A 13,060-nucleotide genomic window follows, 5' to 3' on the forward strand; every position below is an offset into this window, starting at 1 on the left:
GTCATGCGTCACTGCCTGCTGTTGACTGTGCTGCTCAGCATCGTTGCGCAACTCAACGGATGCGCCGCTTACCGCAATTACGACCTGGAAATGCAGCAAACCACCGATCAACTGATGATGGGCAATGTCGATGCCGCGCTGTACCTGATCGAGTGGAACAACCCGTGGGAATCCAAGGATCTGCTCTATTACTTCGAAAAAGGCGCGGTCCTCAGCCTCGGCAGCTTGCTGCCCGAGAGCCAGATGGCCTGGCGCAGTGCTGACCAGATGATTGCCCAGCGCGAAGACGCCGTGCCTTCCGCACCGATGAAATTCCTCGGTCAATTAGGCCGGGAAATGGGCGTCATGTTGGTCAATGACAAACTGCAGCGCTACGACGGTTATGACTACGAAAAGGTCATGCTGACCACGCAAATGGCCCTCAACCAATTGTCCGTCAACGACTTCGAAGGCGCCCGGACCGACATCAAGAAAACCCACGAGCGCGAAGCGCTGATCGCCCGAGCGCGCGAGCACCAGTACGACGAAGCCGAAGAGCTAGCCAAGGCACAGGGCATCAAGGTGCATTACAAGGACCTGCGGGGCTACCCGGTGACCACCCTTGATGCGCCGTCGGTCATCGAATTGAAAAACGGTTACCAGAGTGCATTCAGCCATTATCTGGCCGGTTTCACCTATGAGGCCTTGGGCGAGCGTGATCTGGCTGCACCGGGCTATCGGCAAGCCATCGAACTGCGCCCCAACGTACCTTTTCTCGAGCAAGCGTTACGCAATCTCGACAAACCGCCGGCGCAGGCTGACGAAAGCGACGTGTTGATCGTGGTGCAAAGTGGCCTGGCCCCTGCCCGCGCCTCGGTCAAAGTACTGATTCCAGTGCAGCTCAATGAAACCCTGGTCATCGAGGCACCGATTTCCTTTCCGGTGATGGTGCCGGACGCGGTCACGCCGTCTTTCGACTCGATCAAGGTCGATGCGCGCAAACGCCCCTTGAGCCTCATCAACAGCGTTACCGACATGGCGACGCGCACCTTGCGTGATGACATGCCCGATATCATTGAATCGGCGCGGTTCCGCGCCAATATGGCGGCCGTCGGCCAAGCTTCTTACAACACCCAAAACCCCACCAAGGCCTCACTGGTCGTGACCGAAAAAGATTTATTCGAAGAGGCGGATACCCGCACCTGGCGCACCCTGCCCGATAAGACCCTGGTAGCGCGACTGCGCCTGAAAAAGGGCAACCACACCATCAATGCGCCCAATGCTGCCGGTACGCTGACCGTTCGCATTGATCGTGATCACCAGGTCATCAACCTGCGGGCATTCGGCGACCGGTTATTTATCATCGGCACGGCTTACGTACCGCCGACAGCGGCGGTGTCGGACCTGAAAGGGAAATGACTCAAGTCGTGCGTTGGCGCTTGAAGAAAATCGGGCAGACCGTCAATCTGCCGAGCATCGGCGTGTGCCCCGTCACCCGCCTCGGACAACCTCAAGAACGGAGTCTTTGCATGCGCTTCAAACTCATCGCGGTGGCGGCCTTCGCCTTGCTGACCAGCGGTTGCGCAACGCCTCCACCGTCACCCCCGGCCCCGGGCAGCGCGGCGAGCAAAGTGGTGGCGATGGGCGAGCTGAAGAACATTGCGATCGGTAACATGCGCGTCGCCCGGGAAAACGGCTTCATGACTGTTGGCGTGCAATTGAACAACACCGACAAGCGCAACAAGACCTTCTATTACCGTTTCGCCTGGCTCAGTGCTGAAGGCTTTCCAGTCGCCGACGATGAAGTCTGGAAACCCCAGTTGATCTACGGCGGACAGAACAGCTTCCTCCAGAGCATCGCTCCCACCCCGAAAGCCGTGGACTTTCGTCTGGAACTCCAGACGCCTTGAACCCGACGCCCTATTTCGTTCCAGAGAGCACTCCCATGTTTGCACGCGTCTCCTGCCTCGCCGTTTTCGCCTTGCTGGTCTCCGGTTGTGTCGACAACTCGCCAACCCTGGGCAGCAACAATATCAGTTACGGCGACCCCAGAGCGGTTGAAACCGTCACCAACGAGTTCGGCTCCACCGACCTGCAGATGATCGCCGAGTCGATGACCCGCTCGCTGGCCCAGTCCGGGGTTCTGCAGGGCCGTCCGGTGGTTCAGGTCTACGACGTGATGAACAAGACCAGCGAATACATCGACACCCGCGAAATAACCACCAGCATCAAGACCCAGTTGATGAAATCCGGGGTGGCCCGCTTCGCCAGCGACAACACCGCGATGCAAAGCCAGATCGATCAGCTCAAGCTGCAAAACCAGAGCGGCCTGTACAAGAAGAGCACCGTGGCCAAGACTGGCAACATGATCGCCGCCAAATACCGGCTTGAAGGTTCGATCAGCTCGATCGTCAAGCGCAGCAGCGATTACAAGGACGTCTTCTACAAATTCAGCCTGCAACTGATCGATGTCGAAAGCGGTCTGGCCGAATGGATGGACGAAAAAGAAATCCGCAAAACCACGGAGCGTTGATCGATGCGCACATGGATTGGCCTGTTGGCCCTGGCTTGCGCGTTCAGCGTGCAGGCGGCCCCGAAAGTCGCCGTTGCCGACCTGGCGTACGAGGAACGTGTGGAGCAATACATTCATACCATCTCGGCGCAGAGCAATCACCAGGAGAGCTATTACGGCGCCAGCGGCTCATCGAGCTATGAGGAATACGAAACGCCCAACAGCTACATCCAGCAGACCGAATTGCGCCGGTTCACCGGCGACATCAAAGGCGAAATCCTCCGTACCGGCATGTTCCAGTTGATCCAAGGCAAACCGTACACGGCGTCGTCCAAGGGCGATGTCTACGACGTGATCAAGCGGATCAAGGCTGGCAGCTACAAGGGCGCCGACTATGTGCTGTTCGGCACGGTGTCCGACATCGACTTCACTCAGGACATGAACGAGCTGGCGAACACCGACAGCTATTCGGCGGTACTGGCCCTGACCCTGGTCGCGGATTTCAGCCTGATCAATACCAAGACCTACGAAATCATCTCGGCCTTCACCGCGATGGGTGAAGCGCAGGACACCAAACTGGTGAACAGCCGGGACATCCATGTGTCGCTGAACCGTCCACGGGTAGTCCGTGACGTGTCCAAGGCCTTGGGTGAGGATGTCGCCGGGCAATTGAGCCAGCAGCTCGGCGGTGGCAGTTACGAACCATCGCGCGAGCCGGCTCAGCGCAACAATCTGCCGCCAGATACGGCGCCGGTGATTTTGCGCTGAGTAACTCGCAGGCAATAAAAAGGCGACCTCGGGAGGTCGCCTTTTTTGTGCCTGTGGGGTTTACGCGGCGGCTTTGCGCAACGTCGCCATAAACGCCGCCGCGCCGATGAACAGCCCGGCAAACGTGCGGTTCATGCGTTTCTGCTGCTGCGGTGTGCGCAACAGACGCAAGACCTTCGACGCCAGACCGGTGTAACCGGCCATCACAATCAGGTCGACACAGACCATGGTCACGCCGATCACCACGTACTGAATCAACAGCGGTGCATGCGGGTTGATGAACTGCGGCAGCACCGCGAGCATGAACACCAACGCCTTGGGGTTGCTGATGTTGACCAGAAAGCCACGGAACACCAGCGCCAGCGGCTTGCCGATCGGCCGCACCGCCGCGTCATCGCTCATGTCCATGGGCAGCGCGCGCCATTGCTTGATGGCCAGATACACCAGGTAGGCGACGCCGAACCATTTGATCGCGTGGAAGGCCGTGGCCGAAGCGGTGAGGATCGCGCCAACGCCGGCACCGACAATCGCAATCTGTACAGCCAGACCGATTTGCAGACCGAGCGCATTCCAGTAGCCGCGCCAGAACCCGTATTGCAGACCGCTGGACATCGACGCAATGGCGCCAGCACCCGGGGAAAGGCTGATCACCCAGCAGGCGGCAAAAAACGCCAGCCATGTTTGAAGCTCCATCGCACACCTCACATCTGAATCGTGACAGACGCTCAAGCTAATGCGGATTGGGCCTAAAAGCAAAAAATCGCGGCCTGCGGCAGCTCCTACATGGGAATGCGATCCTTGTAGGAGCTGCCGCAGGCTCGGGCCGCGATCGGACGATCTTTTGATCTTGCTTTAAGACTTACTTCTCAAACCCGCTGGAAGGAAACACATCCGTCCCGCGCCAACGCCGCACCGAGCGCTGGAAGAACAAGCTGTTCGGCACCTGCACCATCGCGCTGCCAGTCCCCAACTCTTCCGCCTCGATCAACGTGGTGTAGAGCAGATTGATCGCCACCACCCGGCCTTTGACGCCCGGCTTGTCGGTGGTGTCCACCAGCTCAACGATATCGCCCAGGCGAAACGGCCCGACCGTGAAGATCAGAATCGCGCAGAGCAAATTCGACAGCACACTCCACATCGCGAAGAACGCGACCGCCGCCACCGCGACGAAACCCGACAACGCCGTCCACAACACCGTGGCCGAGACGCCGAGGCGCTCCAGGACGAAGATCAGCGCACTGCCCATGATCAGCCAGCGCAGCACTCCACGCAGCGGCATCAGCAATTGCGGCGGGAACGGATAGCGCTCGCCCAATCGGGTCAGGCCTTTGGCGACGAAGCGCTGAGTGAGGTAACCGGCCAGCAGGATCAGCAGAATCTGCACCGTAAACCAGATCGGCTCGACCCACACCGCCGGCAGCGGCAGCTTGAACGCTTCCATCAGGACAGCGCCTCCAGCTCCGCCTGCATGCTTTCCAGCACCTCGAGGGCTTCCATCCACGCTTCTTCCAGCTCGCCTTCGCGAACCTTCAGCTTGGCCTGTTCGGCCAGCAGATCACGCAACTCGTTCTTGCGCGCCGGCTCGTAGATGTCGCTGTCGCCGAGGCTGGCATCGACCTTGGCGAGCTTCTCGTGGAGCTTGCCCAGTTCGGCTTCGAGCTTGTCGGCCTCGCGCTTGTGCGGCGCCAGTTGCTGACGCAACGCCGCAGCGGCCTGACGCTGGGCCTTCTTGTCGGTCTTGTCCGGGTTCACCGGAGTATTACTGACAGGGGCATTGCGCTGACGGTATTCCACCAGCCAGCGTGCGTAGTCTTCGAGGTCGCCATCGAACTCCTCGACCTTGCCGTCAGCGACCAGGTAGAAGTTATCGGTGGTGCTCTTGAGCAAGTGCCGATCGTGAGACACCACCAACACTGCGCCGCTGAATTCCTGCAATGCCATGGTTAGCGCCAGGCGCATTTCCAGGTCGAGGTGGTTGGTCGGTTCGTCGAGCAGCAGCAGGTTCGGCCGTTCCCAGGCGATCAGCGCCAAGGCCAGTCGGGCCTTTTCGCCACCGGAGAAATTCAGCACCGGTTCGTCGATGCGTGCGCCACGGAAATCGAAACCACCGAGGAAGTCGCGCAGGGTCTGCTCGCGCTCGGTCGGCGCCAGACGCTGCAAATGCAGCAACGGGCTGGCCTTGGCGTCCAGCGAATCGAGCTGATGCTGAGCGAAGTAACCGACCACGGTGTTCTCGCCACGGGTCAGGCGCCCACCCAGCGGAGACAGCTCGCCGGCAAGGTTCTTGATCAGGGTCGATTTACCCGCGCCGTTCGGGCCGAGCAGGCCGATCCGCGCACCCGGGGTCAGTTGCAGCTTGACCTTCTCCAGGATGGTTTTGTCGCCGTAACCCAGACGCGCGTCGGACAGGTCGATCAGCGGGCTGGAGATCTTGGTCGACTCGCGGAAGACGAAGTCGAACGGCGAGTCGACGTGGGCGGCCGACAGTTCTTCCATCCGCTCCAGGGCCTTGATCCGGCTCTGTGCCTGACGGGCCTTGGTCGCTTGCGCCTTGAAGCGGGCGATGTAGCTTTCCATGTGCGCACGTTGCGCCTGCTGCTTCTCGTAGGCCTGTTGCTGTTGGGCCAGACGCTCGGCTCGGGCGCGTTCGAACGCGGTATAGCCGCCGCGATAGAGGGTGATTTTGCGCTGATCGACATGTGCCACGTGATCGACGACTTCGTCAAGGAAATCGCGGTCGTGGGAGATCAGCAGCAAGGTGCCCGGGTAGCTTTTCAGCCACTCTTCGAGCCAGATGATCGCGTCGAGGTCCAAGTGGTTGGTCGGCTCGTCGAGCAGCAACAGATCCGACGGGCACATCAGCGCTTGCGCCAGGTTCAGACGCATGCGCCAGCCACCGGAGAAATCCCCGACCTGACGATCCATCTGTTCGTTGGTGAAACCCAGGCCGGCGAGCAACTTGCGCGCCCGCGCATCGGCGGTGTAACCGTCGGCACTGTCGAGTTCCGAGTGCAGGCGGGCCTGAGCGGCACCGTCGTGCGCCGCTTCGGCAGCGGCGAGGTCACGTTGCACCTCGCGTAGACGCAGGTCGCCATCGAGCACATAGTCGACGGCAAGACGCTCGAGCGTCTCGATTTCCTGGCGCATGTGAGCGATGCGCCAGTCAGCCGGCAGGAAGCAATCACCCGAGTCCGGGTGCAGTTCACCCCGAATCAAGGCGAACAGGCTCGATTTGCCGGCGCCGTTGGCACCGATGAGGCCGGCTTTGTGGCCGGCGTGCAGGGTCAGCTCGGCGTCTTCTAGCAGACGTTGCGGGCCACGCTGTAAAGTCAGGTTCTGAAGTCGGATCATAATGGCGGCGGAGTCTACCAGCTTCGCTCACAACTGGCGCGAGTAGCACGATGTCCTCTGACCTGTGGAGCTTTTCCCTTGCCACCTACGCCCGACCGGGCGTGGAAGACGCCTGCCTGCAACTGCAAACGGCGGGCGCCAATGTGTGCCTGCTGCTGTGCGGTTTATGGCTGGAGCAGCGCGCAGTGACTTGCGATGAACAACGCGTTCGCCAGCTTCAGGCGCTGACCGAACCGTGGGATATCGATGTGGTGCAGCCGCTGCGAACACTGCGCATGCAATGGAAATCGCGTGCGGCGGATGATGCGGTGGTGAAAGGCATGCGCGAGCAGATCAAGTCACTCGAGCTGGAAGCTGAGCGAGCATTGCTGTCACGGCTTGAAGGTGTGGCGCAGGAATGGACGCGAAACGACGCAGGTTCGATCACCTGGCTTGAAGGCTTGGCCGGCACTGCAGCCAACCCGAACCGCGACGCGCTGCAAGTGCTGCGCGTCGCGGCGACCGGCACTTAGGAAGCGCTGGTCGGGTTATTGCTGACGCTCGACGCAGCGGCTGGCGATGGCGCAGTCGAAGGGGTCGAGGTAGTCGCGGCTGGAGCAGGTGCCGATGGCGCAGCCGAGGTTGTCGGTGCGGCAGGCTTGGCGGCAGGCGCGGTAGCCGGTTTGGCGGCAGCTGGTTTGGCAGCGGCTGGCTTTTTAACGGCTGGTTTTGCAGCTGGCTTGGCGGCTGGTTTCGCAGCAGCAGGCTTGGCAGCAGCAGTCGCTGGTTTGGCAGCAGCGGCCGGTTTAGCGGCTGGCTTGGCTGCCGGTTTGGCGGCAGCTTTCACGGCTGGTTTTGCAGCCGGTTTTGCAGCAGCTTTGGCTGGCGCTTTTGCAGCAGGTTTGGCTGCAGCTGGTTTAGCGGCAGTCTTGGCGGCTGGTTTTGCAGCAGCGGTTTTAGCAGCAGGTTTTGCAACCGCTTTGGCAGCTGGTTTAGCGGCGGTTTTCGCTGGAGCAGCTTTGGCTGCGGCTGGCTTCGCAGCTGGTTTAGCAGCGGCGGCACGGGTAGCCGGCTTGGCAGCGGCAGTGCGCGCAGCAGGTTTTGCCGCTGTGGTTTTAGCTGCTGGTTTTGCAGCGCTCGCCGCAGCAGGTTTCTTCGCTGCAGGTTTTGCAGCCGCTTTAACAGCTGGTTTTGCAGCGGCTTTCACCGGTACTTTTGCAGCGGGCTTGGCAGCGGTTTTAGCAGCAGCTTTTGCAGCAGGCTTGGCCGCCGCAGTTTTCGCTGGAGCTTTGGCTGCAGCGGGTTTGGCCGCGGCTTTCTTCGCCGGTGCCGCTGCTGGTTTGGCCGAGCGAGTCGACAATACTTTGCCCACGGCTTCTTGAACGCGGCCCACACCCTGAGCAAGTTTCAGGCTTTCCTGGGCGTCGCGCTTGAGTTGCAGGATGTAGCTGCGCGTATCGGACTGACGATCCTTCAGCGCATCGAGCAGGTCTTCGAGTTCTTTCACTGCGCCCTTGGCTTTGGTCTGTGCCTTGGCTTTACCGGCAGCAGCTGCGTCCTGCAATTTGGTGCGGGATTTGTGCAGTTTTTCCTGCGCCTTGCCGCGTTGCTTTTCCAGTTTGGCGAGCAGTTTTTCAGCATCAGCCAAGGCTTGCGAGCAAGCGTTTTCCAAATGCTCGAGCAAGCTGCCCGAGAGTTGTTGGAGTAAGTGCAACGGAGTATTTACAGGCTTCTTGGTGGCCGACATGGTTTACCTCCTGGCTGACGTGAGTGCGGCTCATACTAGACCTCTGCAGTTACCGCCGCTAGGGCATCTTGACAGTATCGATTGCGTTGCGTTGCACCGAAGTGAAAATGTTCTGCGCGAAGGCAAAAGCAGTTCACCGTTGCAGACGTTCGCGCTGGCATAATCCACCGCATCTCAGGACGGAGAGTGCCCATGTCGCGCTACCTTTTTTTATCCCTCTGCATGGTTTTTTCGGCAGCCCACGCCGACGAAAAAACCACCGCGAATGACGCTCATGATCTGGCCTACAGCCTCGGTGCAAGCCTGGGCGAACGGTTGCGTCAGGAAGTGCCACAATTGCAGATTCAGGCATTGATCGAAGGCTTGCAGCAAGCCTATCAGGGCAAGCCACTGGCACTGAGCGAAGCTCGTATCGAACAGATCCTCGCCGATCACGAATCGCAGAATGCCGAGCGTTCTTCGCAACCTTCGAGCGACGCCGCGATGGAAAACGAACAGCGTTTTCTCACCACCGAAAAAGCCAAACCGGGTGTGAAGGAATTGGCTGACGGCATCCTGCTGACCGAGCTGGCACCAGGCACCGGGGCCAAGGCCGGCCCGGATGGAAAAGTGCAGGTGTTGTATACAGGTCGCCTGCCTGATGGCACGGTGTTCGATCAAAACACCCAGCCGCAATGGTTCAACCTCGACAGCGTGATTGCCGGTTGGCGCACTGCATTGCAAAACATGCCGGTGGGGGCGAAATGGCGCTTGGTGATTCCTTCGGATCAGGCCTATGGCGCCGACGGTGCCGGTGACCTGATCGCACCGTTCACGCCGCTGGTGTTCGAGGTGGAATTGCGCGGCGCGACGAGTTGATCAGGCAATAAAAAACGGTGCGCTTTCGGGCGCACCGTTTTTTTTGATCAGCGTTCGGGATCAGGCCTGAACTGGATCTTCTTCCTTGTGTGCTGTGTGCAGCACTTCAATCAAACAGTCTTCGAGTTCGAAGCGCTCGTGCAGCAGGCCACCGAGCTCTTTGAATTTCTCGGCAACGCATTTGCCTTCATCGCACAGATCGTTGAAAGCGAGCAGCTTCTCGGTGATGACATCGATACGCGGATAGATCGTATCGGCAAGTTCAAGGCCGCGCTTGTCGTTGAACGCCTTGGCTTCGCCAGTCAGCTGTTCGTAGATTTCGAAGTGCCCTGCCGAGACGTAATCGACCAGCACGCCGCAGAACTCCTGCAAAGGCTTGCGGCTCTCGGACAGCGACTCAGGCTGCGCACCGAGCTTGTCGTAGGCACCGATCAGATCTTCACGCTCCTGCAACCAGCGGTCGATCAGCAGATGAACTCCACCCCAGCGTTCCTGAGCATTCTGACAACTTTCGAGCATGGCGATCTCTCTTCCCTTGTGGGTCATGCTGCTCTACACCCGCGCCCCTCTTTTGATGTTGGCTTGGGGGTCGGCCGGGCAGAGCGTCATCGAGCAACATAAATCCAATGACACGTGCGGGCCAGATTATGCCCGCACGCCTATGGCTTCAAGGTACGCAGGAGATAAAGTTCATACAAGTGTTTAATCCCTGATCGGCCTGCGGTGCGACGCTTCGCCGCTGAGCGGTTGTTGCAGAGCGTTCCAGACCAGTCGTATCAGTTGGTAAAACGCCAGAATCGACATTGCCACAAAAAACAGCAGACTCCATTCAGGGATGCTCAGGTCGAACAGCGTCCAGGAAATTTCCACACAATCGGCGGTGCCGCTCACCATGCGCAGGACCGCGCACAACCAGGGCATGTTGCTGAAGAATGTCTCGGGAGCAGGCGAACATTCGACCAGTTGTAGCACCGAATCGCTCTGCATCAACACCTGCCGCCAGGCCGCCGCCGTACCTCCGAGGCTCGCGCAAAGCGCAAACACCCAGTAGAGCGAGAGACCGGCACGTCGCGGCCCATGTACCGCCGCCAGACCACAGCAGACGGTCAGCAGTGTCATGCACAGTCGCTGAACCAGGCACAGGCTGCACGGCACCAGCCCAACCGCGTATTCAAGGTAATAGGAAGCTCCCAGGGCGACAGCCCCCGCAGTGAAAGCAATGAAAAACAAGGAGCGTGAGCAGGCCAACGACATGGCTTTTCCGTAACAGTAGAGACAGGCAGTTACGGTAGAGGAAAGCGCGTCGGCCTTTCAAGGCAGGCAGCTGCCGACACTTCACCAGAGGTGTAGGGAAATCCCGACAGGCAAGAGAGGAATTGATGTAGGACGCTGTAGGACTTTGCCTGGGACGCGTCTTGGCGAGGATTTTTCCGTCATCCGGTGCAGGAGGGAGCACGCCCCTCCCCCTGTGATTTCATGCATGAACCGGAACCGGCAATGGCGCGGCCAGAAGACGCTCATCGAGCAGGCCAAGGCCTTCTTGAAACAGTTGATTACTGCGTTCGGTATCGCCGAGCTGTGCAAGCAGGCGTGCCAGCTCTGCACAGGCTTCGGGATTACGCTGTACGCGCAGGCTGCTTTCCAGATAGTCCCGAGCCTTGCCCCACAAACTGGTTTGCAGGCACAGACGTCCCAGGGTCAACAGCAGGCTTGGATCGGCCGGGTGCTCTTTGAGCCAGCCTTCCGCCGTTTGCAACTGGCGCGCCGGATCGCTGCCGCGCACCAGGCCATAAAGACGCGCCAGATGACTGTCGTACTTGCGCTTGATAGCGGTTCGCAGCACTTCCTCCGCTTCGACCTGAGCGCCCAGCTGACGTAGCTGTTCCGCATACGCCAATACCAGCGGCGGCTCCTGACGCTGCGCCGAGGTGAGCTGTTCCCATGCGCGCTTGAGCGACTGCAGCCCTACCGTCCCGTCCTCCTCGCGATGCGCCGCCAGCGAAAGGTTCTCACCCCAGGCACGACGCTCCAGTTCAGTCAGTTCTGCTGGCGGCAGAACTTTATCCTTGCGCAGCTCCGGCAACAGACGGATCACCGACGACCACTCACCGCGCTGTTGATGCAAGCGCTGCAACTGACGCAACGTCTGCGCATTGCGCGGGTGGCGCTCATGCATCGCCTGCAGCGTGACCAGCGCACCATCGGTATCACCGCGATCGGTCTGCAACTGCGCATGACTCAAGGCAATCGCCAACTCGGCTTGCGGCTGACGTTCCAGTGCACGCTCCAGCAAGTGATCGCACTCTTCGTAATTACCCTGCTCGTTGGCCGCACGTGCAGCGCCAAGGTAGTACAAAAGCGGTTGGCGCTCGGCTTCAGCTGCGCGAGACAAATGCCGCTGCGCGCTGGCCCAACGGCCTTCCGCCAGATCCAGTTGACCGTGCTCGATGGCCACCTGCACGCGACGACTGCGATTGCGCCGCGACCATGGATTGACCACGCCGCTGGAGGTCATGACCAGTTCGACCAGCGCCTTGATGCCCCAGATCAGCAGCCACAACACCGCGATCACCGCGAGTGTCGCCCACAAGCTCGCTTCATAGCGCAAGCTCTGGTAAGCGATCAGCACGTAACCGGAATGCTGCGCCACGGCAAAACCCAACGCCGCCGTCGCCGCGATCACCAGAAACACGATTACATACAGGCGTTTCATGGCGTGGCCTCCTGCGCGGTGTTGGCGGCAGGTTTGGCGAACGGTTTCACCGACTCTTCAGCATTGACGTTACGTCGCTCCAGATATGCCTGCACCGCACTCAGGGTGCCAGCCAGATCCGGGGTATTGACCGTGACCGGTTCCTTGCTCAGCTCGGCGACCTGCTCCAGCATCACTTTGCTTTGCGGGTTGTCCGGATTGAAATTGCCTTTGAGCACATCCCGCGCCTCGGCCAGCGCCTGGGTGTAGACCGGCGCCTGACCATTCAGGGCTGCCCACTGCGCCTGCTCAAGCGCCAGGCTCAAGGCCAGGCGCACCTGACTCAGGCTCTGCCCGGCCAGCAGCGGTCGCACATTCTTGTCAGCGTTGAAATCGATGCGGATGTAGCGCGAAACCTGATCCCACCATTGCGCCCAGCGACTGGCGCCATCGCCATCGGCGGTCAGGCCCAGCAGCGATTCACCACGATCCTTGTACTCCGGCGCCAGCTCGGTGAGGTCGATGACCTGATCGCGCAACGCGCCGAGGCGCAGGAACAGACCGGTGCGATCCGGTTGTGCCGTGCTGCGCAAAGCGACGAGGGTTTTCGCCACTTGCTCGCGAGCGGCAAACGAGCCGGGGTCATTCTGTTCACGAAGGATTTCATCCGCGCCTTGCACCAAGGCCTGTGCGCTGCTGATGTCCTGCAATGCCGAAAGACGCAGGCTGGCCAGACGCAACAAGTGCTCGGCCTCGGCCAGACGCCAGTCCTTGCGGCTGGCCCCCAGCACTGTTTCCAGACGCTGATTGAGGCGCTGCTGATCACCCTGAAGCTGCGTCACCAGACGCTGGCGCTCGGCAAGTTCATCGGCGCCCGGCAACTGCGCGAGGCGCTCGGTCAGACGCTGTTCATTGAGCTTCAGGCTCTGCGCCTGATCGTTCAATGCCTGCACTTCACCGGACTGCTGTTGCGTGTTGATCTGCAGGTGGCGCACCTGCCAGACACCCCAGCCCCCGATCGCGACGCCGGCAGCGCCGAGCAACAGGGCGACGATGGCCAGTCCATTGCCTCGGCGCGGCTCTGTGGCCGGCGGTGGGGTTTCAACCTGGGCGTCGATCACAGGCTGGACATCATCTTTAGGCAAGGCTGTTTCGCTCACGTATCCATCCTTTG

The 13,060-nt window shown here is 60.3% G+C and carries 14 protein-coding genes; 6 read left to right on the top strand and 8 right to left on the bottom strand.

The window, feature by feature from the left end; all coding sequences use genetic code 11:
* Positions 1-3 precede the first annotated feature (3 nt).
* From CQ009_RS00890 to CQ009_RS00905, 4 genes are all read left to right on the top strand, one after another.
* Complete coding sequence (locus CQ009_RS00890) at positions 4-1,398, top strand: COG3014 family protein (RefSeq protein ID WP_105704802.1); 1,395 nt, start codon at positions 4-6, stop codon at positions 1,396-1,398.
* A gap of 110 nt (positions 1,399-1,508) precedes the next feature.
* On the top strand, positions 1,509-1,889 hold the full coding sequence (locus tag CQ009_RS00895) for a YcfL family protein (RefSeq protein WP_105704803.1): 381 nt from the start codon (positions 1,509-1,511) through the stop codon (positions 1,887-1,889).
* Between the two features lie 35 nt (positions 1,890-1,924).
* Positions 1,925-2,512, top strand: coding sequence for a penicillin-binding protein activator LpoB (gene lpoB, locus CQ009_RS00900; RefSeq protein WP_105704642.1), 588 nt, complete (start codon positions 1,925-1,927; stop codon positions 2,510-2,512).
* A 3-nt stretch (positions 2,513-2,515) separates the two neighbouring features.
* Positions 2,516-3,259 carry a penicillin-binding protein activator LpoB gene (locus CQ009_RS00905; protein WP_064389508.1) on the top strand — a complete coding sequence of 248 codons (744 nt, stop codon included), beginning with the start codon at positions 2,516-2,518 and terminating at the stop codon, positions 3,257-3,259.
* A 60-nt stretch (positions 3,260-3,319) separates the two neighbouring features.
* Here CQ009_RS00905 and rhtB read toward each other — a convergent pair whose 3' ends face one another.
* From rhtB to CQ009_RS00920, 3 genes are all read right to left on the bottom strand, one after another.
* A complete protein-coding gene (rhtB, locus tag CQ009_RS00910) occupies positions 3,320-3,952 on the bottom strand; it encodes a homoserine/homoserine lactone efflux protein (RefSeq protein ID WP_034152015.1) in 633 nt (210 codons plus the stop codon).
* A 166-nt stretch (positions 3,953-4,118) separates the two neighbouring features.
* Positions 4,119-4,700 (bottom strand): mechanosensitive ion channel family protein, encoded by a 582-nt coding sequence (locus CQ009_RS00915; protein WP_016985893.1) that lies wholly within the window; start codon positions 4,698-4,700, stop codon positions 4,119-4,121.
* The gene (locus tag CQ009_RS00920) at positions 4,700-6,610 is read right to left on the bottom strand and encodes an ATP-binding cassette domain-containing protein (RefSeq protein ID WP_038359116.1); all 1,911 of its coding nucleotides are present in this window, start codon (positions 6,608-6,610) and stop codon (positions 4,700-4,702) included. The genes CQ009_RS00915 and CQ009_RS00920 overlap by 1 nt, the downstream gene beginning before the upstream one ends.
* A gap of 50 nt (positions 6,611-6,660) precedes the next feature.
* Here CQ009_RS00920 and CQ009_RS00925 point away from each other — a divergent pair, with 50 nt between their 5' ends.
* Complete coding sequence (locus tag CQ009_RS00925; RefSeq protein ID WP_064389509.1) at positions 6,661-7,122, top strand: TIGR02444 family protein; 462 nt, start codon at positions 6,661-6,663, stop codon at positions 7,120-7,122.
* Here CQ009_RS00925 and CQ009_RS00930 read toward each other — a convergent pair.
* On the bottom strand, positions 7,119-8,336 hold the full coding sequence (locus tag CQ009_RS00930; RefSeq protein WP_105704643.1) for an AlgP family protein: 1,218 nt from the start codon (positions 8,334-8,336) through the stop codon (positions 7,119-7,121). The genes CQ009_RS00925 and CQ009_RS00930 overlap by 4 nt on opposite strands.
* Before the next feature lie 192 nt (positions 8,337-8,528).
* Between CQ009_RS00930 and CQ009_RS00935 the strand changes: the two genes are divergently transcribed.
* Entirely contained in the window at positions 8,529-9,194 is a 666-nt protein-coding gene (locus CQ009_RS00935) for an FKBP-type peptidyl-prolyl cis-trans isomerase (protein ID WP_064389511.1), read from the top strand.
* Positions 9,195-9,254: 60 nt separating this feature from the next.
* On the opposite strand, the gene CQ009_RS00940 is transcribed toward CQ009_RS00935, so the two are convergent.
* The 4 genes from CQ009_RS00940 to CQ009_RS00955 all read right to left on the bottom strand — a co-directional run bounded on the left by CQ009_RS00940 (position 9,255) and on the right by CQ009_RS00955 (position 13,046).
* Complete coding sequence (locus CQ009_RS00940) at positions 9,255-9,713, bottom strand: Rsd/AlgQ family anti-sigma factor (RefSeq protein WP_064389512.1); 459 nt, start codon at positions 9,711-9,713, stop codon at positions 9,255-9,257.
* A 183-nt stretch (positions 9,714-9,896) separates the two neighbouring features.
* Positions 9,897-10,448 carry a disulfide bond formation protein B gene (locus CQ009_RS00945; RefSeq protein ID WP_064389513.1) on the bottom strand — a complete coding sequence of 184 codons (552 nt, stop codon included), beginning with the start codon at positions 10,446-10,448 and terminating at the stop codon, positions 9,897-9,899.
* Between the two features lie 220 nt (positions 10,449-10,668).
* Entirely contained in the window at positions 10,669-11,907 is a 1,239-nt protein-coding gene (locus CQ009_RS00950) for a heme biosynthesis protein HemY (RefSeq protein ID WP_105704644.1), read from the bottom strand.
* Entirely contained in the window at positions 11,904-13,046 is a 1,143-nt protein-coding gene (locus tag CQ009_RS00955) for a uroporphyrinogen-III C-methyltransferase (protein ID WP_105704645.1), read from the bottom strand. The genes CQ009_RS00950 and CQ009_RS00955 overlap by 4 nt, the downstream gene beginning before the upstream one ends.
* Between the last annotated feature and the right edge of the window lie 14 nt (positions 13,047-13,060).

It is taken from the genome of Pseudomonas sp. MYb2 (genome assembly GCF_002979955.1).
Classification (GTDB): domain Bacteria; phylum Pseudomonadota; class Gammaproteobacteria; order Pseudomonadales; family Pseudomonadaceae; genus Aquipseudomonas.

Coding starts and splice junctions, on each gene's coding strand:
- CQ009_RS00890 (WP_105704802.1), top strand. CDS start 4: ATGCGTCACTGCCTGCTGTTGACTGTGCTGCTCAGCATCGTTGCGCAA.
- CQ009_RS00895 (WP_105704803.1), top strand. CDS start 1,509: ATGCGCTTCAAACTCATCGCGGTGGCGGCCTTCGCCTTGCTGACCAGC.
- lpoB (WP_105704642.1), top strand. CDS start 1,925: ATGTTTGCACGCGTCTCCTGCCTCGCCGTTTTCGCCTTGCTGGTCTCC.
- CQ009_RS00905 (WP_064389508.1), top strand. CDS start 2,516: ATGCGCACATGGATTGGCCTGTTGGCCCTGGCTTGCGCGTTCAGCGTG.
- rhtB (WP_034152015.1), bottom strand. CDS start 3,952: ATGGAGCTTCAAACATGGCTGGCGTTTTTTGCCGCCTGCTGGGTGATC.
- CQ009_RS00915 (WP_016985893.1), bottom strand. CDS start 4,700: ATGGAAGCGTTCAAGCTGCCGCTGCCGGCGGTGTGGGTCGAGCCGATC.
- CQ009_RS00920 (WP_038359116.1), bottom strand. CDS start 6,610: ATGATCCGACTTCAGAACCTGACTTTACAGCGTGGCCCGCAACGTCTG.
- CQ009_RS00925 (WP_064389509.1), top strand. CDS start 6,661: ATGTCCTCTGACCTGTGGAGCTTTTCCCTTGCCACCTACGCCCGACCG.
- CQ009_RS00930 (WP_105704643.1), bottom strand. CDS start 8,336: ATGTCGGCCACCAAGAAGCCTGTAAATACTCCGTTGCACTTACTCCAA.
- CQ009_RS00935 (WP_064389511.1), top strand. CDS start 8,529: ATGTCGCGCTACCTTTTTTTATCCCTCTGCATGGTTTTTTCGGCAGCC.
- CQ009_RS00940 (WP_064389512.1), bottom strand. CDS start 9,713: ATGCTCGAAAGTTGTCAGAATGCTCAGGAACGCTGGGGTGGAGTTCAT.
- CQ009_RS00945 (WP_064389513.1), bottom strand. CDS start 10,448: ATGTCGTTGGCCTGCTCACGCTCCTTGTTTTTCATTGCTTTCACTGCG.
- CQ009_RS00950 (WP_105704644.1), bottom strand. CDS start 11,907: ATGAAACGCCTGTATGTAATCGTGTTTCTGGTGATCGCGGCGACGGCG.